This is a genomic window from Polaribacter gochangensis (assembly GCF_046224025.1).
GTDB classification, from domain to species: domain Bacteria; phylum Bacteroidota; class Bacteroidia; order Flavobacteriales; family Flavobacteriaceae; genus Polaribacter; species Polaribacter gochangensis.
The window spans coordinates 59,331-82,476 of record NZ_JBJXRF010000002.1 but is presented as its reverse complement, the minus strand read 5'-3'; the positions used below and the strand labels follow the sequence as shown (position 1 = coordinate 82,476).

Genomic DNA, 23,146 nt, shown 5'->3' with positions numbered 1-23,146 from the left:
ATTTATACTTGGTATAAATAAATATTCGTTAATAACCGCATCCAATTGTGATACATTTTCTTGCAATTGACTTAAAAAAATGAAATAATTAAATTTTAACTAAGAAGTTTTGATTCAGGAAAAATTAAAGAACCTTAATAATATTCTAATTCAATAATTCTTTTGCGTGTGTAATTGCAGAATCTGAAATCTCTTTTCCGCTTAACATTTCTGCAATTTCTACAATGCGTTCATCTTCTGATAATTGTTTTAAGTTGGTTGTGGTAACACCAGCAACATCTTCTTTGTATACTTTGTAGTGTTGATTTCCTTTTGCAGCAATTTGTGGTAAATGTGTAATGGTAATTACTTGCATTTGTGTTGACATTTGCTGCATAATTTTAGCAATTTTATTAGAAATTTCCCCAGAAACACCCGTATCAATTTCATCAAAAATAATAGTTGGTAGTTGTGTATTATCTGATAATATTTTCTTGATTGCTAGCATTATTCTAGACAATTCTCCACCAGAAGCTACTTTCTTCAATTCTCCAAAACTACCACCTTTATTTGCTGAGAATAAAAAACTCAAGTTGTCTTTTCCGTTTGATAAAAAAGAATCAGATGTTGATAATTCTATTGAAAAACGTGCTTCTGGCATTCCGAGTTCTGACAATAAATATTCTAATTCCTTTTTTAAATTCGGAATTATTTTTTTTCTAGCTGACGAAATGAGTGTTGCGACTTCGTCTAATTTCGTAGCAACTTCTTTAATTTGTTTTTGCTTTTGATTGATGATTCCTTCTGCATTTTCTACTTGATCTACTTTTATTGATAATGCTTCTTGAATTTCTAACAATTCTGGAATAGAACTTACATAATGTTTCTTCTGTAAATTGTAAATTATTTGTAATCTGTCGTTTAGTTTTTCTAACTCATTCGGATTAGAATCTATTGATTCAGTTGCGTCCTCAAGTTCAGAAATAATATCGTCCAATTCAATTTTTACACTTGTAATTCTGTTAGAAACTTCTTCGTATTCTTTAGAAAATGGCGCAATTTTCTGCAATCTGTTTTCCAACGTATTTAGCAATGTCTGAATTCCAATTTCATCAGCAGAAGCAATATGCACCGCTTCCGATAAGTTTAATTCAATCTCTTCTACATTGTTTAGTTTTTCTAATTTCTCTTCTAATTCTAATTGTTCATCGGCTATTAAATTAGCTTCAGTTAACTCGTTAAATAAATGTAAATTATAATCGTATTGTTGATTTGCCTCACGCTGTTGTTCTTCTAATTCTTGTAACTCCTTTTGATAAAAATTCAGTTGTTTTAATCCACGTTGATAAGAAGCTAATTTCTGTCCGTTTTTAGCTAAAGCATCTAAAATATGAAACTGAAAACCAGCATCTGATAATTCTAATGTTTGATGTTGAGAATGTACATCAATCAATTTTGATTTTAATTCGTTTAAAACCGACAACTTTACAGGTGTATCGTTAACAAAAGCACGTGATTTCCCTGAAGGTAAAATTTCTCTTCTAATGATTGTTTGTGCTTCGTAATCTAAATCAACAGAAGTGAAAAAATCTTCTAAATTATAATTAGAAATTGCCAAATGAGCTTCAACCACACATTTTTTAGAAGTGTCTTTTAAAGTAGAAGTATCTGCTCTGTTTCCCAAAACCAAACCTAAAGCGCCTAACAAAATAGATTTTCCTGCGCCAGTTTCTCCCGTAATAATAGACAAACCATTATTAAAATCAATTGACAACTGATTGATTAATGCGTAATTTTGTATGGAAAGTGATGTTAACAAATTCAACTAATTTTAAAAAATAAAATTACTTAATTTTTTGCCACTTATCGTTATTTGTTGGAGAAATTCTTTGTAGCAAGTTTTGCATTTTAGAAGCGTTGCTGGTTCTTGGTCCTTCAGAAAAAATGGTAGCAATCTCATCTGCCTTTGCATCTAGGAAAAACCTAATAATAGGGTTTCCAATTGTTACATTATGCAATTCTTCTAATTGTAAAACCGCTCTCTCTATCGTAGATTTAGCATTGTTTTCATCTTTAGAAAACACATCCATACCTAGTCTATGATACGTATATAAAACATTTTTAAATCCTATTAATTTAGCAGAAGTTAAATTATCTATTAGGGCGTAACGGTTTTGTTTACCAACTTCGTCTGCCCAACCAGAACCTCCACTTTGTTGTGCTAATAGTAACACATTCTTCGCTTTTTGATAATAAGAATTTCCACCGTTTAATTTAAATGTATCTGCATCAACACCCAAAATTACATGTACATAAAATACAATTGTAGAAATTAAATTAGATTCAAATGCAGTTTCATTATAATTAAATGGCTGAAACTCATCGTATTTAAAATTAAAATCTAAATCGTTGATATTTATAATTGGCGTGGTGTACGAAGTTCCATACACTGGTCTAGCAGCCTGAACTTGAATACTCGCTTCAAAACGATTAGAATTTACTTGTTTGTTAATTGTAATCGTAAACGCACAGCTTATTCTTTCTTGTGACTTAAAATTCTTGTTTGTCCACTTTTTTTGATTGATAAACTCTGTAAGTGAAGTTTGAAGTGTGGTAAAAACCTGTTTGTTTGAACCCGAAATTTGATCAGAATTTACAGTTACTAATGCGTTTAATTCTTGGGCATTTGTTGTTGTAAATGCTAACATGAAAATAAATAAAACAACAAGTTTACGCATTGATTTTTTGTAAAATATGGTTTATAATATCTTTTGCAACTGCAGTTTTTGATTTTAATTCAAATGGCGTTTCAATTAAATCAGCATCAATAATAGTTATTTTATTGGTACTTTTTGCAAATCCTGCACCTTTATCCTGTAAGGAATTTAAGACAATTAAATCTAAATTTTTTCGCTGTAATTTTCCTTTTGCGTTTTCAATTTCATTATTAGTTTCTAAAGCAAATCCAACTAAAAATTGGTGTTTTTTAATGGCTCCTAAAGAAGCTAAAATATCTTTTGTGGGTGCTAACTGAATCTCTAACGAACTCTCGGTCTTTTTTATTTTCTGAGTGGCAACATTTTTTGGTTTATAATCTGCAACGGCAGCAGATAAAATTGCAATATCAACATTTGCAAACTCTTTATGAACCGCATCGTACATTTCTGAAGCTGAAGTAACATTTATTCTGTTGATAAATGAATGCTGAACTTGTTGATTTGATGGACCAGAAATTAAAACAACTTCTGCTCCAAGACTTGCTGCAGCTTTTGCAATTTCAAATCCCATTTTACCGGTAGAATGATTTCCTATAAAACGAACTGGATCAATTGCTTCATAGGTTGGGCCAGCAGTAATCAATACTTTTTTACCTTTTAAAGGAAGTTTTGATAAGATATCGTTTTCTATAAAAGAAATAATATCTTCTGGTTCTGCCATTCTTCCTTCACCAACCAAACCACTTGCTAATTCGCCACTTGCAGCAGGAATTAAAACATTTCCAAAACTTTGTAATTTTTCTATTGCATTTTTTGTTGATGGATGTTGATACATGTCTAAATCCATTGCAGGCGCAAAATAAATTGGACATTTAGCAGACAAATACGTTGCTAAAACTAAATTATCACACGTTCCATTTGCCATTTTAGACAAGGTATTTGCCGTTGCAGGCGCAACCAACATCATATCTGCCCAAAGACCTAAATCTACATGATTGTTCCACAATTCATTCTCCTCTTCTTTATCATAAAAAGTAGATGAAACTGGATTTTTAGAAAGTGTGGAAAGTGTAAGCGGAGTGATAAAATCTTTTGACGCAGGTGTCATAACGACCTTAATTTCTGCGCCAGATTTTATAAATAAACGAACCAAACTGGCCGTTTTATAAGCGGCAATACCAGCACTAATTGCTAATAAGACTTTTTTACCGCTTAAAATAGACATTACTCTGTTTCTGGAGTTCTATGGTAAACTTTACCATCTAACCACTCTTCAATAGCAATTGCAGTCGCTTTTGGTAATTTTTCGTAGAATTTTGAAACTTCAATTTGCTCTTTATTTTCAAAAACTTCTTCTAAACTGTCATTATAAGTAGCAAATTCATCTAACTTATCTAACAATTCTGTTTTTAAATCTGCATTAATTTGAGTTGCTCTTTTTGCAATAATATTGATGGCTTCATAAATATTTTGTGTTGGAGCTTCAATTGCATCTTTATTGTATGTAATAGTTGTTACAGGTGCATTGGTTTCTTTATAATCCATTATTAACTTTTTATTAATTGTTTTTGTTCTTTCTCTAAAGTTGCTAACATTTCATTAGAATCTTCTAAATATTTAGTTTTAGGAAAGTTTCTTTTTAATTTTTCGTATGCTTTTATCGCGTCCTTAATTCTCGCTTCTTTTCTTCTAGTTGTACTTCTAAGTGCTAAATCGTGAGATGCTTTTAGTCTATAATACAATGCTTCTTCTTTAAAGTCTGACCCCAAATAATCTTCTAACAAATTATCAAAAGCCTGAATTGCTGCTTGGTAATTTCTTCTAGGATCATAATCTGCTGTCGTATAATATACTTTTGCTATTTCGAAAGCTTTCTTTTGCAATTTATATCTTATCTCTTGATAATATTTATTTGCCTCAGGTATTCTTTCAGAATCTGGATAGGTGTCAATAAAAGTTTGAAAAGCGTCTAAAGCTTTATACGTGTCTCTAGCATCTAAACTAAATACAGGAGAAGCAAGTTTATAACTATATGCTGACAAAAAGGCCGCTTCTTCTTTCTTAGAACTATTTGGGTAATTTTGAGTAAACCTGTGATAATAATATCCGGCTAAATCATAATTTTTTGTGTTAAAATTAGATTGAGCAACCATAAATTGGATTCGTTCCATTTGAGGTTTCCCTCTGTATGTTGGCGTTATTTTTTCAAATAAATCTAAAGCTTTATTGAATTTTTTTGCTTCATACATTTTTGTAGCCATCGCATATTGCTGTTCTACAGTACCTTTGTTTAATACTTTTTGATACTCGCTACATGACGTAAAGAGCAATCCTACAAAAGCAAAATATATTAAATTCTTCATTCTAAACATTTGGCAAAATTAGTGATTAATTATGGATTATTAAAACGATTTTTACACAGTAAAATTGTTAGGCGCAATTAAGTATAAAAACCCTTAAATGATTCTTATAGTTTTACTAAAAGTTTGTTAATGTTCAACTTACTGATTTGTTGCGTTTGCTACTAATTGTTTGATGTCATTATCAAACAAATAAAAGCCACTTTTGTCATCGCCAATTAAGTTTATTTTATCTAAAATATTTCTTGCCAATGCTTCTTCTTCAATTTGTTCAGAAACATACCATTGTAAAAAATTATGCGTTGCATAATCTTTTTCTTGTAAAGAAACATCAACCAAATCGTTGATCGCTTTAGAAACCATTACTTCATGATCAAATAATGTTTGAAACATGTCTTTAAAAGAACCAAATTCTGTTGGAGGCGCAGAAAGTTGAGAAACTTTTGCATGTCCGCCACGTTCATTAATAAATTTTATCAACTTTAACATATGTTGTCTTTCTTCATCAGAATGTGCATACATAAATTGAGAAACACCTTCAAACCCTAGTTTTTCTGCCCAAGAAGCCATTGCTAAATAAATTTGCGATGATGCTGCTTCAATTGTTACTTGGTTGTTTAATGCTTTTTCTATGGTACTTGTTAACATAATTATGGTATTAAAAATTAGCTACAAAATTAGCGATTTCTTTTTGCAATTCGCTACTTGTTTTCACTAAAGGTAAACGAACATCATCAGTCGTAATTTTTAATTCATTTAATACTGTTTTAATTCCTGCCGGATTATTTTCTCTAAAAATTAAATTGATGATTTCCATTAATTTAAAATGAATCTGATACGCTTCTTTATTTTTGCCTTCTAGCCCTAAATTTATTAATGTAGAAAATTCTTTTGGGAAAGCTTGTCCGATTACAGAAATAACTCCTGAACCTCCTGCTAAAACAGTTGTTAATGCCAAATCATCATCACCAGAAATAATTAAAAATTCGTGTGGTTTATTTTTAATTAAGTCTAAATACTGTGAAATATTACCTCCTGCTTCCTTTACTGCAATTATATTTTCAAAATCTGTTGCCAACCTAATTGTAGTTGCTGGATCCATATTTTTAGCTGTTCTACCAGGAACATTGTATAAAATAATTGGCTTTGGACTTGCTAAAGAGATTGCTTTAAAATGCTGATAAAATCCTTCTTGAGTTGGTTTACTATAATAAGGAGCTACAGATAAAATGGCATCTATTTGCGATAAATCTGCTGCTTGTAATTCAGTAATAACATGAGCAGTATTGTTACCTCCAACTCCTAGAACTAACGGAACTCTTTTCTTATTTACCTCAGCAACAACGTTGATAATTTCTTTTTTTTCTTCAGGTGTTATTGTTGCACTTTCTCCTGTTGTTCCGTTTATTACAAGATAATTGATTCCATTATCAATATTAAAAGCAACTAACTTTTTAAGCGCATCAAAATCTACCGTTAGATCTGAATTAAATGGAGTAATTAAAGCAACTCCAGTACCCACAAATTTTTGCATTCTTTTAGGTTTTATAATTGTTCTACAAATTTAAAGTTTTCAATAGAAGATTCCGTTAATTATTGGTTATAAAATACTCTTTAAAAGGAAATATAACTGATTTACTCGAAGTTGTTAATAATAAAACTGATTGTTATATTTTATGAAGTAGCGCTAAGTATTTTTTGATAACAGCAATAAAACTATTAATATTCTTTGGGTTTTCAGAAACTACTAAATCAAATAGTTTATCATTTACTTTAGAAAAACCAATCTTAAAAGTAGCTTTCGATTTTAATGCACAATATTCTAAATACAAATTGTTTGTGTCAAAATACCCAATGAGCAAATCAAAAGGATTTTCTAAAAAACTTTCTAAACTTGGATCTTTTATCTTACCGTTCCAATCAATATCTTTTTCTGTAAAGTGTTTATACGTTATGGGATCTGATTTTTTAAACACTCTATAACTATAAATATGTACATTTCTAACAGATGTTATACTGCTTTTTACATGCTCTGCAATATCTATTTCTTCAAACAACTCATTATTGGTTAAGATTGCTACAGAATGAATTTCTTTAGAATTAGGCGTTCTCGTTTCTGGAATTAATTTTAATTCCTTTTGAAACCTCTTTAACAAAGATTGTTTTTTAAATTTCCCGAAAGCCATAAAATTCTATATTCTAAAATTGTATATTCGTTACTTACAAATTTAACTAAAAAAACATGCGTAGAACATTGAAAAGAATTGCTTTTTTATTTTTTTTAAGCTTTTTGATTTTTTCTTGTAAAAATGAAAAATATGCAGTCACAAAAATTACGGCAAACACCATTTCTATTGACTCTAGCTTAGCTTCTGACACCAATATTACAAAAACGATTGCTCCGTTTAAAGAGAAAATGATCAAAGAAATAAATACCATAATTTCATACACCCCAAAAGATATTGTTAGAACCGATGGCGATTTAGAAAGTAGTTTAGGAAATTTAATGGCAGATTTATCTTACGAAAGAGCAAATCCAATATTTTATAATGAAACGGGTAAAAACATTGATTTTGCAATGTTTAATTATGGCGGGATAAGAGCTGGGATTCCCGAAGGAAACATCACCAATAAACACGCTTTCGAATTGATGCCTTTTGATAATATGTTTGTTGTGGTTGAATTAACTGGTAATAAAATGGAAGCACTTATCAATTATTTAATTACAAATAAAACGGCACATCCTTTATCTAAGCACATTCAATTATCGATTACAAAAAATGGTTATAGATTATTTATACAAGGCAAAAAGTTTGATAAAAAGAAAAACTATTATGTGCTAACCACTGACTATTTACAAGGTGGCGGAGATAAAATGGTGTTTTTTAAAAATCCTAAAAACAGTTACAAACAAGATTACAAAATGCGTGATGCTATTGTAGATTACTTTAAAAGTGTAGACACCATCAAAACTGTTTTAGACAATCGTTTTAAAAGATAATAAAATGGATAGAAGAAATTTTTTACTACAAACATCAGCTGCAGCTTCTTTAACAGCAATTGGCGGATTAACTTTGCCTTCTTTTACAACAAAAAAGAAAAAACATATTACCATTTTACATACCAACGACACGCACAGTCATGTTGAACCTTTTGAACCTTCTCATTATAAGTTTGCTAATAAAGGCGGAGTGGCCAGAAGAGCAACTTTAGTAGAGAATATAAGAAAGGAAAACCCGAATACTTTATTGTTTGATGCAGGTGATATTTTTCAAGGTACTCCGTACTTTAATTATTTTGGCGGAGAACTAGAGTTCAAGTTAATGAGCATGTTAAAATATGATTTAGCCACAATTGGGAACCATGATTTTGACAATACCATTGAAGGCTTATATAAACAATTGCCAAATGCAAATTTTAATTTCGTTTCTGCCAATTACGATTTTAAAAATACGGTTTTAGACACACATATAAAACCTTATCAAATTTTTAAAAAAGACGGAATTAAAATTGGAGTTTTTGGTTTAGGAATAGAGTTAGAAGGGTTGGTTGGTAAAAAAATGTACAAAGAAACTAAGTATCTAGATCCTGTTGAAATTTCTCAAGATATGAGTAGAATTTTAAAAGATGAACAACAATGTGATTTGGTAATTTGCTTATCACATTTAGGGTATTACAACAAAAGAAACCCTAAAAGAATCTCTGATTTAAACCTAGCTAAAGTCACAAAAAACATCGACTTAATTATTGGTGGTCATTCACATACTTTTTTACCAAAACCAACGATTGTGAAAAATGCGGACCATCAAAATATGTTGGTCAATCAAGTGGGTTGTTACGGAATAAATGTTGGGCGAATCGATTTCTATTTTGACGAAGAAAAAAACATTACCACCCAAAGCAAAAGCATCTTAGTGTAAGTAGTTTAAAAAGGAGGCGTCTAAACATGTAAAACTTTAGATGATGAAAAAAATAGTTCCTATTCTATTAAAACTAATTGCTGCATTTATCATGGGGCAAACCTTGTTCTTTAAATTTTCTAGCACTCAAGAAAGCATCCATTTATTTACTATAATTGCTGGAGAAAATGAAGCATTAATGAGGATTGGAACTGGAGTTCTAGAATTAATTGCTGCTGTTTTATTATTTGTTCCAAACAAAACGTGGTTAGGCGCTTTTTTAACTCTTGGATTAATGGGCGGAGCAATTGTATCACATTTAACAATTCTTGGAATTGAATTTAACAGTGATGGAGGTGCATTATTTATTAGTGCAGTAATTACATTCCTATCAGCGTTTATTTTATTGATATTAAACAAAAAAGAAATTCCTTTTTTAGGACAAAAGTAAATGTTATGAAATGAAGTTTTTTATTAAGATGAAAAGACGGTTTTTGAATAAAAACCGTCTTTTTTATGCTGCACTATTTGTCTTTACAATTAGTGCTTTACAAATTAAAAATTGCGCTAAAATATAAGTAATCATAATAGCAACTCCGTAAATTTCATTTGGTTTATAAAATTTATTCAATGCAATTAAACTGTCTGATAAAATAAATATCACAGTTCCAATAAATAACCATAAATTTTCTGTTGATTTTTCGCTTCTATAATTCAATAAAGCCACAGAGCCAAAGGTAGAAATTGTAATTCCATATACAACAACAGGAATTAGCATTTCGCCTAAGTTTGGGTAAATTAAATACATTAAAACCCCGAAGAAAACAACAAACGGAAAAGCAGATGAAATCATTTTAACTGTTAAATCTCCTGGCAAAAAACCAACAGTAACTTTAATGTATACAACATGCGCTAATAAAAATGCCAAAAGTCCAAACATAAAAAAATTTGCACCGTTAAACATCAACAATACATCGCCAACAAAACTAAAAAACATTCCTAAAACATACCAAAAAATTGGTTTTTTAACGGATGCTAAATACACCAAAGCTAACAAAGTGAGCAACATTGGTTTTGCAATAGTTTTTATCGTTTCATTTAGGGTAATAATTCCCCAAATATCTGCAACTGCTGCAATGAAAAATAATGCAGTTACGAGAGTAATTTTAAGTTGTTTGGTCATTGTTGATTTTGATAAATTTAATATTTAGACTTTTAAGTTAACTAAATGTTACAAACTCCTCTACGAAATCATATCTATAAAATCTTGTTCAGAAATAATTGCAACACCTAAATCTTCTGCTTTTGTTTTTTTACTTGGCCCCATTTGATCTCCTGCAACTACAAAATCTGTTTTTTTAGAAATCGACGAACTTACTTTTCCGCCGTTATCTTCAATAGCTTTCTTCAATTCATTTCTTGACAATTGATGAAAAACTCCAGAAACTACAAATATTTTTCCGTTTAATTTATTTGTTTGATTTTCTAAACTTTCTGCTGATACTTCTAGTTGCACACCACTTAATTTTAATCGATTTATCAATTGAACATTTCCTAAGTCATTCGAAAAATCGATGATGCTTTGTGCAATTCGATCACCTATTTCATCCACAGCAATTAAGGTTTCAAAATCTGCCGCCATTAAATGATCAATCGATTTAAAATGTTTTGCCAACTTCTTTGCAACGGTTTCTCCTACAAATCGGATTCCCAAGGCAAACAATACTTTTTCAAACGAAATTTCTTTTGATTTTTCGATTCCGTCAATCATATTTTGAGCAGATTTTTCTGCCATTCTTTCCAATGGGATAATTTGCTCCACTTTTAAATCATACAAATCTGCATAATTTTCTATCAATCCTTCTTTGCGCAATAAATCAACAGTTTCTCCGCCCAAACCATCAATATCCATTGCTTTTCTACTGATAAAATGCTGAATTCTTCCGGTAATTTGTGGCGCACAACCAAATTCATTCGGACAATAATGTTTGGCATCGCCTTTGGTTCTTACCAATTCTGTATTACATTCCGGACAATGTGTTGCGTACTTTGTTGGTGTAGAGTTTTGCGGACGTTTTGTAAAATCAACTGCAATAATTTTCGGAATAATTTCTCCGCCTTTTTCAACAAAAACAGTATCGTTAATTCTTATATCTAGCTTTTCAATTTGATCTGCATTGTGCAACGAAGCCCGTTTTACAATAGTTCCCGCTAACTGCACTGGTTCTAAATTTGCAACAGGAGTAATCGCTCCTGTTCGCCCAACTTGATACGTAATTTCGTGTAAAATTGTAGCAACCTGTTCTGCTTTAAACTTGTATGCCATTGCCCAACGTGGTGCTTTTGCCGTATAACCCAATTCTTCTTGTTGCTGTAAATTATTTACTTTAATAACAACGCCGTCTGTTTCATACGGCAAATCGTGACGCTTTGTATCCCAATGATTTACAAAGTCAAAAACATCATCAATACTTTTTGCTAAAGCCATTGTTTCTGGAACTTTAAACCCTACTTTTCTAGCGTTTTCTAAACTCTCAAAATGTGTTTTGTATTTTCGTCCTGAAGTAACAATTTGATACAACAAGCAATCTAAAGGTCGTTTTGCAACTTCTGCACTGTCTTGTAATTTTAAACTTCCACTTGCTGTATTTCTTGGGTTTTTGTATTCTTCTTCTCCGTTTTCTACGCGTTCTTGGTTCATTTTATTGAATCCATCTAACGGTAAAATAATTTCTCCTCGCATTTCAAAATCGGAGACAAAGTTTCCATTTATCACTAAAGGAATCGACTTTATAGTTCTAATATTTGCAGTAACATCATCACCTTGAAAACCATCGCCTCGCGTAACCGCTTTTACAAACTGCCCATTTTCAAAAGTCAAGTTGATAGAAGCCCCGTCGTATTTTAGTTCACACGTAAATTCTACATCATCTGTTCCCAAACCTTTATGAACTCGTTTTTCCCAATCTAATAAATCTTCTTTAGAATACGAATTATCCAAAGAATACATTCGGTTTTTATGCGTAACCGTTTCGAAATTTTTGGTGATTTCTCCGCCAACTCTTTGTGTTGGCGAATTGGCATCAAAAAACTGCGGATTTTCTCTTTCTAACTTTTCTAATTCTTTTAATTTGATGTCAAACTCAAAATCAGAAATTGTTGCATTGTCTAAAACATAATAGTTATATGTGTGCAAATTTAACGCTTCGCGAAGTTGTTGTATTCTTTCTTGAACGGTCATATTATCAATAATAAAACTTGTTTTTGGTGCTAAAATTTCGTATCCTTTATATTCATTCAAAAATGATTTAAATAAATGAAATACGCTATAAAAATACATAAAATTTCTACAGTTGAAGAACTAGAAAATTCTTGGAACCTTAAAGATTATAAAGAACTTTTAGAACGATTTGATTTTCCGAATGCAGAAAGTAATGATATGACCGAATTAAGGGAATTGCTTTTTATGGCAATTACAGATTACGAACCCAATGAAGCTGCTGCAATTGTGTTAGATTATAAATTATCTAATCATTTAAACGAAGGACAAATTGAGCAGTTATCACATGAAATGTTGTTGGATAAGATTTCTGAAGAATATCCAGAAATAAATTTACACAAAGAACTTTTTAACATCAACCAATTATTATACAAAGCGTATAATGGTAAATTTCATAACACAAAAGCTACCGTAGTAGATTTTGAAATAACACCTTTACAAAATGCAGACGCAACGATAACCAAAGAAATTGTGCTAAAATGTTTTGCTAAAAACTTAGACAATCATGCGGTTGTATTGCGTTTGTTTGGAGATCAAGTAAATGCCGTTGATCCTTTTGATGAAGCCAATGATGTAATTTGGGAACTTCAAAAAAAGAACACTCATTACAGCATGACAACTTCTGATTATTGGATAAGCAAAGACGAGTTTTTAAATGAAGAGTTTGAAGCTAAAATTATCTTTTTCGAGGAAGAATAGTTGCGCTAATTTTTGTTTTTCTTATTACTATTGATAATAAAAAACCTTAGAAAATTACACTCCAAATTATAAAAATGCTTAGCCCTGATTGAAGCGTTTGTTTGAGCTCTTTTTGAGGAATGAAAAAAAGCGAGTGCGGAAAGCAGGAAACAGCTACAAAATAAAAAACCGAAACAAATCTGTTTCGGTTTTTAAAAATTATTTTGTGATTTCTATCTACTAATAATACGTAAAACGTCTTACTTTTGCAATGTGTTTTGCCAAACGAATCACTTGATGAGAATAGCCGTATTCGTTATCATACCACACATAAATTACAATGCTATTTCCGTCTGTTATTGTTGCTTTGCTATCAAAAATTGATGGCGCAGAACAGCCAACGATATCAGAAGAAACCAATTCATTATCAACAGAATATTTAATTTGTTCCACTAAATCGCCTTCTAAAGCATATTTCTTCATGATTGCATTTACAGATTCTACAGTTACATCAGTATGTAATTGTAAACTCAAAATAGCCAAAGATCCGTTAGGAACAGGAACACGAATTGCATTTGAAGTTAATTTACCTGCCAAAGCTGGCAATGCTTTTGCAACTGCAGCTCCAGCTCCAGTCTCAGTAATTACCATATTTAAAGCTGCTGCTCTACCTCTACGATATTTACTATGCATATTATCAACCAAATTTTGATCGTTTGTGTATGCGTGAATGGTTTCTAAATGCCCTTTGTTGATTCCAAAACTATCTTCTAATACTTTTAAAACAGGTGTAATTGCGTTTGTTGTACAAGAAGCTGCTGAAAAGATATCAACATTGTCTGGATTATTTTCTTCGTGATTTACACCATGAACAATATTTGGAACACCTTTCCCTGGCGCAGTTAGCAATACTTTACTTGCTCCTTTTGCAACCAAATGTCTGCTTAACGCTTCTTTATCTCTAAATGCTCCTGTGTTATCAATAATCAAAGCATCGTTAATTCCGTAAGTTGTATAATCGATATCTTCTGGCTGATTTGCAGAAATCATATACACTGTTGTTCCGTTTATAATTAATGCATTGTTTTCTACATCAACTTCTACAGTTCCCATAAAATCTCCGTGTACAGAATCTATACTTAATAATGAAGCTCTTTTTTCTAAAACAGATTCATCTATTTTACCACGAGTAACAACAGCTCTTAATCTCAATTGAGCACCTTTACCCATTTTGTTCATTAACTCACGCGCTAATAAACGACCAATTCTACCAAAACCATACAGAACTACATCTTTTGGTTTAATATTTTCTGATGCAATTGCTCCTTTTAATTGATTTTTTACAAATGCTAACTTATCAGCACAATCTGCTTCGTTTAATTGACATTCGTATGCCAACTTTCCAATATCTAATTTAGATGCTGGCAACTCTAATTTCTGAATTGCTTTTGCAATGTCTAAAGCATCAAAGATGGTAATTGGTTTTGCTACAAATTCTTTTGCGTAGCTAATTAAATTTAAAACTTCGCTCGTTTGCTTGTCTATTAATTGATTTCTAAATAAGACCAATTCGATAGATTTATCAAACCATAAATCGTTTACAATATTGATAAATTCTACAGTAGCTCTACGAGTTTGAACTTGAGAAGATACTTGATCTTCATAATTTGTTGTTGTTGACATAGTTGTGTTATATCTGTTGGTTTTTCAAATTTGGTGCAAAAATACTTATTTCTATCGATTTGATTGCTATTTTTCAAAAATAAAAATCTCGCTTTATCTGTTTAAAGCGAGATGTATAAATTCATTTTTAAATGATTTTACCTGAGGTAAAATTTTACTTTTTCTCCCTTTAAATCTAACATTTCTATGGTGACAGAATATCTTTTTTGAGAATCTAAAAACGTTGCGACTTGAGAAGCACTCGTTACTTTTTTATTATTTATTTTGGTAATGATGAACCCTTTTATACTAGAACCATCTGCCCTTTGAGCGTAATCTTGTACTATTTTAACTCCATAAGAAATTCCTAATTTATTCATTTCTGGTTTTGTTAAATCTTTAAGATCTAAGTGATAACTATCAGATCTAAATACATCTTTTTTAGAAAGTTTTACTTTTTTATTTAAAAATGAACCATTTCTATTTATAGTAACATCTACAAAATCTCCTGGTCGTTTTGCTCTTAATTGCCCTGCCAAATCAGAGAATTTAGAAATCTTGATATTGTTTACTTTTGTGATGATATCACCCGATTTTAATCCCGCTTTTTTTGCGCCACTATTGTCTGGGAAACCGCCAATCTTAACACCTTCTTCAGAATATTCTAAATCAATAGAAATTCCCAATACAGATTGTTGTACTCTACCAAACTGCATTAAATCTTCGATAACTTTTTTAGCAATATTTGATGGAACAGCAAAAGAATACCCAACAAAAGAACCCGTTTTAGAAGTAATTGCTGTATTTATCCCCACCAATTCTCCACGTGTATTAACCAATGCACCACCACTATTTCCAGGATTTACAGCAGCATCCGTTTGTATAAATGAATCTGTAATGTTTCCATTTCCTCTTAAATCTCTTCCTTTAGCACTTACAATTCCTGCTGTTACAGTAGAAGTTAAATTATAAGGATTTCCGACTGCCAACACCCATTCACCAATTTTTAACGCATCAGAATTAGAAAAAGTAATGTATGGCAGTTTAATATCTGCATCAATTTTTAACAAAGCAATATCATTTTCTGTATCTGTTCCAATCAATTCTGCTTTGTATTTTTTTTGATTGTTTAAGGTTACTTCTAAATCTGATGCTCCGGCAATTACATGATTATTTGTAACGATATAACCATCTTCAGAAATAATAACACCACTTCCGGTTCCTACTTGTTCGTATTTTCTTGTTCCACTTCCTCTTCCGTAAAACAATTCTGCCCAAGGATCAGATTGTGTTTTTATTGCCGTGTTTTTTACGTGAACAACAGAATGGATGGTCTTTTCTGCGGCTTCAGTAAAATTAGTTGGCGAATTTGTTATGGGTAAATTTGTATTTGTAAAACTGGTTTTCACAATCTGTGAAGAAGGCTCAACCGTTCGTTCTATAACAACTTGAGGCTTTTCTAAAAACATTTTATAACCGCCAAGAGTTAAGATTCCTCCTAAAATTGCAATACTTAATAAACTAGCTGTTTTTTTCATTTTCTTATCATTTTTTAGAACTTATCAAATATACGATTTTAACATTTTACACAAATATGTTTTAACTGCATTTTAACGATTTTTAACCGTGTTTTAACAAACTATTTTCAGCAGATAAATTGTTATCTTTGTGGCTTATGGATATCACTTTTCACAAATACGAAGGAACTGGAAACGATTTTATCATGATTGATAATAGAGATAATTCATTTCCTAAAAACAACATTGCCCTAGTCAATAAATTGTGTGATAGACATTTTGGAGTTGGAGCAGACGGGTTAATTCTACTAGAAAATGATGCTGAAACCGATTTTAAAATGGTGTACTTTAATGCTGATGGAAATGAAGGAACAATGTGTGGAAATGGCGGAAGATGTATTGTTGCTTTTGCATACAAATTAAACGTAATTTCAGAAAAAACCACCTTTAATGCTGTTGACGGATTGCATCACGCAAGCATAGAAAATGGTTTGGTTTCCTTGCAAATGATTGATGTTAAAAAGACCGAAGTTCATACCAATCATGTTTTTGTAAATACTGGCTCTCCACATCATGTTCAACTTGTAAAAAATATTGATACTTATGATGTTGTTACAAATGGGAGAAAGTTAAGAAATGAATATGGAAACCAAGGAAGCAATATTAATTTTGTAGAACAAATAAACGAAACTACTTTTAAAGTTAGAACATACGAACGTGGTGTAGAAGATGAAACATTGGCCTGTGGAACGGGAGTTACTGCCGTTGCAATTGCCATGCATAAAACCAATAAAACCAACTCAAGAGTTATTAAATTACCCGTTTTAGGAGGAGAATTAGAAGTTTCATTTAGTGTAGAAAACAACCAATACAAAAATGTTTTTCTAAAAGGACCAGCTACTTTTGTGTTTAAAGGAATTATAAATATTGACCACATAGACGCATAGTTTAACTGTTTCAGAAAATTTGACATGAATATAACTAAACAATTTCTTGATGATTTAACCTATTCTTTTTTAGGCTGTTGCATTAATGTTCATAAAGAATTAGGTCCTGGCTTATTAGAAAGTATTTATCATCAATGTTTAATTGAAGAATTAAAATACGAAAAGATTTCTTTTTCAACAGAAATAAATATTCCAGTTTCTTATAGAAATATTAAAGTTGATGCTAATTTAAGGGCAGATTTACTAATTGAAAACTGTTTAGTTGCAGAATTAAAATCTGTTCAAGAATTAAAACCTATTTTTAAAGCTCAATTATTAACTTACATGCATTTACTAAGAGCTCCAAAAGGTATTATCGTTAATTTTAATTGTTTGAATATATTTAAAGAAGGGCAAAAAACTTTTGTGAATAATTTTTTTAATGAATTACCAATAAAATAAGCTATGTCAACTATGTCTCTATGTGGTCAAAAAATTAATCTACGTGCTTTAGAGCCAGAAGATTTACAGTTTTTGTTTGACACAGAAAATGATACATCTTTTTGGGAAGTTAGCGATACACAAACTCCGTTTTCTAAATTTGTATTAAAACAATATTTAGAAAATGCCCATTTAGATATTTTTGAAGCCAAGCAATTGCGCCTAATTATTGAAGAAAAAACAAACAATCAACCAGCTGGAATTATTGATCTTTTTGATTTTAATCCGCAACATAAAAGAGTCGGAATTGGAATTTTAATTCACAAGAAACATCAAGAAAAAGGGTTTGCTTCAGAAGCATTAAAGTTATTAATCAACTATTGTTTTACGCATTTACAATTGCATCAATTGTTTGCAAATATCACTTCAGACAATACAAAAAGTATTGCTTTATTTAAAAAACATAACTTTGTAAAAGTAGGCGTAAAAAAAGATTGGATTTTTTCTAACTCTACTTTTAAAGATGAAATTTTATATCAAATTATCAATGAATAAAAAGAGATTTATCGTAGTAATTATTGGCTTAATACTTCTTATTGGAGGTGTTTTTACACTCAACACTTACAACAAAATTTACGCACCAAACACCGTTAAAGAAGGCTTTGTATTTATCAAAACAAATAGCAACTTAAAAGATTTAGAAAATGAAGTAAGACCATTTCTAAAACGTGTAGAATCATTTGTTTGGGTAGCCAACAGAAAAGAATATAACAAAAACATAAGAGCTGGTAAATTTAAAATTCCGAAAGGAATTTCTAATAATGATTTAATCAACCTTTTAAGAAGTGGCAAACAAACACCTGTACAACTTATTTTTAACAACCAACATTCTTTAGAAGATTTAGCCGGTAGAATTGCTGTTCAAATTGAAGCGGACAGTATTTCAATTTTAAATGCAATGAAAGATGAAACTTTTTTAAAAGAACATCAATTTACTTCAAAATCTGCCTTAGGAATGTACGTACCGAATAGCTACGAGTTGTATTGGAATTCAACTGCCGAGCAATTTAGAGACAGAATGTTAACAGAATACAATCGTTTTTGGAACGAAGAAAGAGAAAGACAAGCTAAAAAATTAAAATTAAGCAGAACTAAAGTCATTGCTTTGGCATCTATCGTTCAAAAAGAAACAGCTAAAATTTCTGAAAGACCAATTGTTGCAGGCTTGTATTTAAACAGATTAAAACGAGGTTGGCCGTTACAGGCAGATCCTACAATTATTTATGCGCTGAAAGAAAAGCACGGACAAGATTTTGTTGTTAAACGAGTTTTATTAAAAGATTTAACGATAAATTCTCCTTACAACACATATCAAAACAAAGGCATTCCGCCTACATTAATTGCAATGCCAGATATTTCATCTATTGATGCTGTTTTATTTTCAAAAAAACACAACTATTTTTATATGTGTGCAAGTGTTGATAAGATCGGATATCACGAATTTGCAAATACTTTAAATCAACACAATAGAAACGCAAGAAAATATCAACTTTGGATTAGCAATCAAGGAATTAATAGATAATGATGTTGATCAAAAAGTATCTTTTTTTTACACTTTTTCTAATTGGATGTACTATTCAAGCACAAACTTCAACTTTCTACACAAAATCTGACACCTTAAATATTAAAAGAAGAAACGCTGTAATTATTACAAAATCTACATTAGCTGTCGGAGCTTTAATTGGATTGGATAAATTATGGTATTCAGAACATCCGCGTTCTAGTTTTCATTTTATCAATGACAATAAGCAATGGAAACAGATGGATAAAATGGGACACCTAATGACTTCTTATTATGTTGGAAAAACTGGAATGGAAGTGTTGGATTGGGCAGGAGTCTCTAAAAAAAATCAATTGATTTATGGTGCAACATTTGGATTTACTTTTTTAACTGCTGTTGAAGTTTTAGATGGTTTTTCAAAAAAATGGGGTGCTTCTTGGGGTGATATTATAGCAAATGCAAGCGGAACAGGATTGTTAATCGGGCAAGAAATCCTTTGGGAAGAACAACGAATTACTTTAAAATATTCTTTTCATCAAACAGAATTCGCTGAAATTAGACCGAATACTTTAGGAGATACTTTTTTACAACAAGCGTTAAAAGATTACAACGGACAAACCTATTGGCTTTCTGCAAATATTTGGTCTTTTGCTAAAGAAAGTAATTTTCCGAAATGGTTAAATATTGCTTTTGGTTATGGTGCAGAAGGAATGTTATATGGAGAAACAAATCCTAATAATCAGTTTTCTCAAGATCCTTATCGGCAGTTTTATTTGAGTTTAGATTTAGACTTAACGAAGATAGAAACGAAATCAAAGTTTTTAAAAACGGTGTTTTCTACCATTAATTTTATCAAAATTCCTGCCCCGACTTTAGAATACAACAGCAACGGAAATTTTAAATTCCACTTTTTGTATTTTTAATGTTCTTTATGGATGATAAAAATTGCAGGTCTTTTATGTAAATCTGGATTTTCATTTTTCCAAGCTCGTATATCTTTTGTCTTAATATACTCTGTTGGTAGTGTAATATCGGCAGCAATACATAAATTTGTAGAAGGAGTTAATGTTGCTTTTAAATCGGCTAATAATTTTTCGTTTCGATAAGGAGTTTCGATAAAAATTTGAGATTGATTTTTTTCTTTCGACAACTTCTCTAATTCTTTAATTGCCTTTTTTCTGTCGGATTTATCAATCGGTAAATACCCGTTAAATGCAAAACTTTGTCCGTTCATTCCAGAACCCATCATTGCCATTAAAATAGATGAAGGACCAACTAACGGAACCACCTGAATGTTTTTATCGTGCGCCAATTTCACAATGGTTGCTCCTGGGTCTGCAACCGCAGGAACTCCAGCTTCTGATAATAATCCAACAGAAATTCCTTCATTACAAACATCTAAATACGATCTTGTTTCTAGTTCATCTGCATACTTATCTAACATCATAATTGTTAATGATGGTTGCGATTTTTTTGGTGATATTTTTTTGATAAATCGTCTAGCTGTTTTTTCATTTTCTACAATAAAATAATCAACTTGCTCAATTACTTTTTTTACAGAAATTGGCATCACCTCTAACGGTTCATTATCGCCTAAAGTAGTCGGAATTAAATATAATTTACCTTTCATCATTTTCTATTTTTTTAGCAATGATTTCACAAGCTTCATCTAATAGTTGATATACATTTTCAAAACCGGCATCTCCACCAAAATATGGGTCAGGAACACTTTGATCTGCGCCAGGAGAAACTTCATTTAAAATTAATTGCACTTTTTGCTCATCATATTTATCTCTAGCAAGTGAAAGCACCTCTTGGTAATTACCACGATCCATTACATAAATCATATTAAAAGTATCAAAATCATTAACTGCAAATTTTCTACAACGCTGATCAGAAATATTAATGCCGTGTTTTTTAGCAACCGCAATAGATCTATCGTCTGGCAAATGACCAACATGATAACCAGCTGTTCCGGCAGAATCTACTTTTATAGTTGCATTTACTTTTGATTGTAAAATACCTTCTGCTAATGGAGAACGACAAATGTTTCCCAAGCAAACCATTAAAATTCTCATGCTTTGAAGTTTAGAATGTTAACTTCTTTGTTAAATCGTCTACGTATTTTCTGAATTGCTTATCAGTTTCCGTTAAGTTATCTACTGTTTTACAAGCGTGTAAAACCGTTGCGTGATCTCTGTGACCAATTTGAGAACCAATACTTGCCAATGATGATTTGGTCATTCTTTTCGCAAAAAACATGGCTAATTGACGCGCTTGTACAATATGACGTTTCCTCGTTTTAGATTGCAATGTTGCTACATCCATATCAAAGTATTTAGAAACTACTTTTTGAATGTAATCAATAGAAACCTCTTTCTTTGTGTTCTTAACAAATTTATCTACAATTTGTCTTGCCAATTCTAAGGTATATTCTCTTCTATTAAAAGAGGCTTGTGCAATCATAGAAATAATTACGCCTTCTAATTCACGCACGTTCGATTTGATGTTTTTTGCAATATATTCTACAATATCTTCTGGCATTTCTACACCATCTCTATACAATTTGTTTTGAAGAATAGAAATTCTAGTTTCATAATCTGGAGCTTGCAATTCTGCAGATAATCCCCATTTAAAACGAGATAACAAACGTTGTTCGATATCTTGCATATCAACTGGCGCTTTATCCGAAGTTAAAATAACTTGTTTACCGTTTTGATGTAAATGATTAAAAATATGGAAGAATACATCTTGTGTACCTGTTTTACCTGATAAAAATTGAACATCATCAATAATCAACACATCTATCATTTGATAAAAATGAATAAAATCATTTCTAGTATTCGATTTTACAGAATCTATAAATTGTTGTGTGAATTTTTCTGACGAAATATACAAAACGGTTTTATCAGGATACTTGTCTTTGATATCAACACCAATTGCATGCGCAATATGTGTTTTACCTAATCCAACTCCACCATAAATTAACAATGGATTAAAAGAGGTTCCGCCAGGTTTATTAGCAACTGCCATACCTGCAGAACGCGCTAAACGGTTTGAGTCTCCTTCAACAAAATTATTAAAATTGTAATTTGCATTTAGTTGAGATTCTATTTTTACTTTTTGTAATCCTGGAATTACAAATGGATTTCTTAATTCTCTGTCTTTAGTTTCTAAAGGAACTGTAACTTTTTGTGGTTTTAAAGGATCTCTATTAGAACTTGGTATTTTTACTGTCTGCGGACTGTTACTACTATACGTATTTTCCATACGCACATCGTAAATTAATTTAGCTTCTTTTCCTAACTCTCTAACTAGAGCAACTCGAAGTAATTTAATATAATGCTCTTCCAACCATTCATAAAAGAATTTACTAGGCACCTGAATTGTTAAAGCTTCGCCAAATATTTTAATCGGCTTGATAGGCTCAAACCAAGTTTTATATGCTTGCGGTTTTATATTGTCTTTAATAAAAGAGAGGCACTCGTTCCAAACTGAGTCAGCAGTTTTAGTCATTCTAAATTTAGCAGATATTAATGTTTAATAAATTGTTCCTTTTGGGATCACTACACCCTTTTTCTAAAGCTTTACAAAAGTGTGAATAAAATTCAGTATAAAAAAATGAATTTGCTATTGATTATTAACTTTTTTTTTCGTAAAATCAAACCCATAAAAAAAAACCTCAATTCTTGTTCACACAATCCACCTCATTTAGAATACGTTACGGAGAAACAGACCAAATGGGTGTTGTTTATCACGGCAACTACGCACAGTTTTTCGAAATCGGCAGAATAGACTGGCTAAGGTCTTTCGGCATATCTTATAAAAAAATGGAAGAAAATAATGTGATGCTTCCTGTTGTAACTTTACAATGTAATTTTAAAAAATCTGCTGAGTTCGACGATGAAATTACGGTAAAAACTACATTAAAAAAAATTCCTACTGTTAAGATTGAATTTGAGTACGAAATTTATAATCAAAAAAACGAACTTTTAACAACTGGAAGTACAATGTTGGCTTTTATCAATAAAAAAACAAAAAAACCGATGCGTTGTCCAGAGTATATTTTAGAGAAATTAGAATAATTTTTGATTCGATTAGTTCTCGATACAATTTTATTTAACCT

General features: G+C 31.0%; 25 protein-coding genes. 10 read left to right on the top strand and 15 right to left on the bottom strand.

Going from position 1 to position 23,146, the window contains the following annotated elements:
- Nucleotides 1–145: 145 nt before the first annotated feature.
- The 8 genes from recN to ACEWL1_RS05675 form a co-directional block, all read right to left on the bottom strand.
- Complete coding sequence (gene recN / locus ACEWL1_RS05710) at nucleotides 146–1,798, bottom strand: DNA repair protein RecN (protein WP_409232334.1); 1,653 nt, start codon at nucleotides 1,796–1,798, stop codon at nucleotides 146–148.
- 25 nt (nucleotides 1,799–1,823) lie between these two features.
- A complete protein-coding gene (porD, locus tag ACEWL1_RS05705) occupies nucleotides 1,824–2,717 on the bottom strand; it encodes a type IX secretion system protein PorD (protein ID WP_409232333.1) in 894 nt (297 codons plus the stop codon).
- Nucleotides 2,710–3,921 carry a bifunctional phosphopantothenoylcysteine decarboxylase/phosphopantothenate--cysteine ligase CoaBC gene (gene coaBC / locus ACEWL1_RS05700; RefSeq protein ID WP_409232332.1) on the bottom strand — a complete coding sequence of 404 codons (1,212 nt, stop codon included), beginning with the start codon at nucleotides 3,919–3,921 and terminating at the stop codon, nucleotides 2,710–2,712. Before coaBC ends, porD begins: the two co-directional genes overlap by 8 nt.
- Entirely contained in the window at nucleotides 3,921–4,241 is a 321-nt protein-coding gene (locus tag ACEWL1_RS05695; protein ID WP_409232331.1) for a DNA-directed RNA polymerase subunit omega, read from the bottom strand. Before ACEWL1_RS05695 ends, coaBC begins: the two co-directional genes overlap by 1 nt.
- Before the next feature lie 2 nt (nucleotides 4,242–4,243).
- Nucleotides 4,244–5,059 carry an outer membrane protein assembly factor BamD gene (locus ACEWL1_RS05690; protein WP_409232330.1) on the bottom strand — a complete coding sequence of 272 codons (816 nt, stop codon included), beginning with the start codon at nucleotides 5,057–5,059 and terminating at the stop codon, nucleotides 4,244–4,246.
- A 138-nt stretch (nucleotides 5,060–5,197) separates the two neighbouring features.
- Nucleotides 5,198–5,704, bottom strand: coding sequence for a ferritin (locus ACEWL1_RS05685; RefSeq protein WP_409232329.1), 507 nt, complete (start codon nucleotides 5,702–5,704; stop codon nucleotides 5,198–5,200).
- A 10-nt stretch (nucleotides 5,705–5,714) separates the two neighbouring features.
- Nucleotides 5,715–6,590, bottom strand: a complete 876-nt coding sequence (dapA, locus tag ACEWL1_RS05680) for a 4-hydroxy-tetrahydrodipicolinate synthase (RefSeq protein ID WP_409232328.1) — start codon at nucleotides 6,588–6,590, stop codon at nucleotides 5,715–5,717.
- Nucleotides 6,591–6,723: 133 nt separating this feature from the next.
- Nucleotides 6,724–7,242 (bottom strand): DUF6913 domain-containing protein, encoded by a 519-nt coding sequence (locus tag ACEWL1_RS05675; RefSeq protein ID WP_409232327.1) that lies wholly within the window; start codon nucleotides 7,240–7,242, stop codon nucleotides 6,724–6,726.
- A gap of 56 nt (nucleotides 7,243–7,298) precedes the next feature.
- On the opposite strand from ACEWL1_RS05675, the gene ACEWL1_RS05670 reads away from it, so the two are divergent.
- Genes ACEWL1_RS05670 through ACEWL1_RS05660 form a run of 3 tightly spaced genes read left to right on the top strand, consistent with a single transcriptional unit; the run spans nucleotide 7,299 to nucleotide 9,406 of the window.
- Nucleotides 7,299–8,057 (top strand): 5'-nucleotidase C-terminal domain-containing protein, encoded by a 759-nt coding sequence (locus ACEWL1_RS05670; protein WP_409232326.1) that lies wholly within the window; start codon nucleotides 7,299–7,301, stop codon nucleotides 8,055–8,057.
- Nucleotides 8,058–8,061: 4 nt separating this feature from the next.
- Nucleotides 8,062–8,976, top strand: coding sequence for a bifunctional metallophosphatase/5'-nucleotidase (locus ACEWL1_RS05665; protein WP_409232325.1), 915 nt, complete (start codon nucleotides 8,062–8,064; stop codon nucleotides 8,974–8,976).
- A gap of 40 nt (nucleotides 8,977–9,016) precedes the next feature.
- Nucleotides 9,017–9,406, top strand: a complete 390-nt coding sequence (locus ACEWL1_RS05660) for a DoxX family protein (RefSeq protein WP_409232324.1) — start codon at nucleotides 9,017–9,019, stop codon at nucleotides 9,404–9,406.
- A gap of 63 nt (nucleotides 9,407–9,469) precedes the next feature.
- Here ACEWL1_RS05660 and ACEWL1_RS05655 read toward each other — a convergent pair whose 3' ends face one another.
- Together ACEWL1_RS05655 and ligA are read right to left on the bottom strand one after the other, a co-directional pair.
- Nucleotides 9,470–10,138 carry a lysoplasmalogenase gene (locus tag ACEWL1_RS05655; protein ID WP_409232323.1) on the bottom strand — a complete coding sequence of 223 codons (669 nt, stop codon included), beginning with the start codon at nucleotides 10,136–10,138 and terminating at the stop codon, nucleotides 9,470–9,472.
- Nucleotides 10,139–10,198: 60 nt separating this feature from the next.
- Complete coding sequence (gene ligA, locus ACEWL1_RS05650) at nucleotides 10,199–12,196, bottom strand: NAD-dependent DNA ligase LigA (protein WP_409233036.1); 1,998 nt, start codon at nucleotides 12,194–12,196, stop codon at nucleotides 10,199–10,201.
- Between the two features lie 75 nt (nucleotides 12,197–12,271).
- Between ligA and ACEWL1_RS05645 the strand changes: the two genes are divergently transcribed.
- The gene (locus ACEWL1_RS05645; RefSeq protein WP_409232322.1) at nucleotides 12,272–12,934 is read left to right on the top strand and encodes a hypothetical protein; all 663 of its coding nucleotides are present in this window, start codon (nucleotides 12,272–12,274) and stop codon (nucleotides 12,932–12,934) included.
- 219 nt (nucleotides 12,935–13,153) lie between these two features.
- On the opposite strand, the gene ACEWL1_RS05640 is transcribed toward ACEWL1_RS05645, so the two are convergent.
- Together ACEWL1_RS05640 and ACEWL1_RS05635 are read right to left on the bottom strand one after the other, a co-directional pair.
- Entirely contained in the window at nucleotides 13,154–14,596 is a 1,443-nt protein-coding gene (locus tag ACEWL1_RS05640) for a glyceraldehyde-3-phosphate dehydrogenase (RefSeq protein WP_409232321.1), read from the bottom strand.
- Between the two features lie 137 nt (nucleotides 14,597–14,733).
- A complete protein-coding gene (locus ACEWL1_RS05635; RefSeq protein ID WP_409232320.1) occupies nucleotides 14,734–16,113 on the bottom strand; it encodes a trypsin-like peptidase domain-containing protein in 1,380 nt (459 codons plus the stop codon).
- A gap of 137 nt (nucleotides 16,114–16,250) precedes the next feature.
- Here ACEWL1_RS05635 and dapF point away from each other — a divergent pair, with 137 nt between their 5' ends.
- From dapF to ACEWL1_RS05610, 5 genes are read left to right on the top strand one after another with little or no spacing between them, the layout of a single operon-like run.
- Nucleotides 16,251–17,039 (top strand): diaminopimelate epimerase, encoded by a 789-nt coding sequence (dapF, locus tag ACEWL1_RS05630; protein ID WP_409232319.1) that lies wholly within the window; start codon nucleotides 16,251–16,253, stop codon nucleotides 17,037–17,039.
- Between the two features lie 24 nt (nucleotides 17,040–17,063).
- Nucleotides 17,064–17,480: a GxxExxY protein gene (locus ACEWL1_RS05625; RefSeq protein ID WP_409232318.1), complete on the top strand. Its 417-nt coding sequence runs from the start codon at nucleotides 17,064–17,066 to the stop codon at nucleotides 17,478–17,480.
- Nucleotides 17,481–17,492: 12 nt separating this feature from the next.
- Complete coding sequence (locus tag ACEWL1_RS05620; protein ID WP_409233035.1) at nucleotides 17,493–18,014, top strand: GNAT family N-acetyltransferase; 522 nt, start codon at nucleotides 17,493–17,495, stop codon at nucleotides 18,012–18,014.
- A complete protein-coding gene (mltG, locus tag ACEWL1_RS05615; RefSeq protein ID WP_409232317.1) occupies nucleotides 18,007–19,041 on the top strand; it encodes an endolytic transglycosylase MltG in 1,035 nt (344 codons plus the stop codon). The genes ACEWL1_RS05620 and mltG overlap by 8 nt, the downstream gene beginning before the upstream one ends.
- Complete coding sequence (locus tag ACEWL1_RS05610) at nucleotides 19,041–19,943, top strand: DUF2279 domain-containing protein (RefSeq protein ID WP_409232316.1); 903 nt, start codon at nucleotides 19,041–19,043, stop codon at nucleotides 19,941–19,943. The genes mltG and ACEWL1_RS05610 overlap by 1 nt, the downstream gene beginning before the upstream one ends.
- Here ACEWL1_RS05610 and ACEWL1_RS05605 read toward each other — a convergent pair.
- From ACEWL1_RS05605 to dnaA, 3 genes are read right to left on the bottom strand one after another with little or no spacing between them, the layout of a single operon-like run.
- Nucleotides 19,940–20,650, bottom strand: coding sequence for an SAM-dependent methyltransferase (locus ACEWL1_RS05605; protein ID WP_409233034.1), 711 nt, complete (start codon nucleotides 20,648–20,650; stop codon nucleotides 19,940–19,942). The two genes, ACEWL1_RS05610 and ACEWL1_RS05605, sit on opposite strands and share 4 nt — an antisense overlap.
- Nucleotides 20,640–21,098, bottom strand: coding sequence for a low molecular weight protein-tyrosine-phosphatase (locus ACEWL1_RS05600; protein WP_409232315.1), 459 nt, complete (start codon nucleotides 21,096–21,098; stop codon nucleotides 20,640–20,642). The genes ACEWL1_RS05605 and ACEWL1_RS05600 overlap by 11 nt, the downstream gene beginning before the upstream one ends.
- Before the next feature lie 10 nt (nucleotides 21,099–21,108).
- Nucleotides 21,109–22,536, bottom strand: a complete 1,428-nt coding sequence (gene dnaA, locus ACEWL1_RS05595) for a chromosomal replication initiator protein DnaA (protein ID WP_409232314.1) — start codon at nucleotides 22,534–22,536, stop codon at nucleotides 21,109–21,111.
- A 173-nt stretch (nucleotides 22,537–22,709) separates the two neighbouring features.
- Between dnaA and ACEWL1_RS05590 the strand changes: the two genes are divergently transcribed.
- Complete coding sequence (locus ACEWL1_RS05590) at nucleotides 22,710–23,105, top strand: acyl-CoA thioesterase (RefSeq protein WP_409232313.1); 396 nt, start codon at nucleotides 22,710–22,712, stop codon at nucleotides 23,103–23,105.
- The last annotated feature ends 41 nt before the right edge of the window (nucleotides 23,106–23,146 follow it).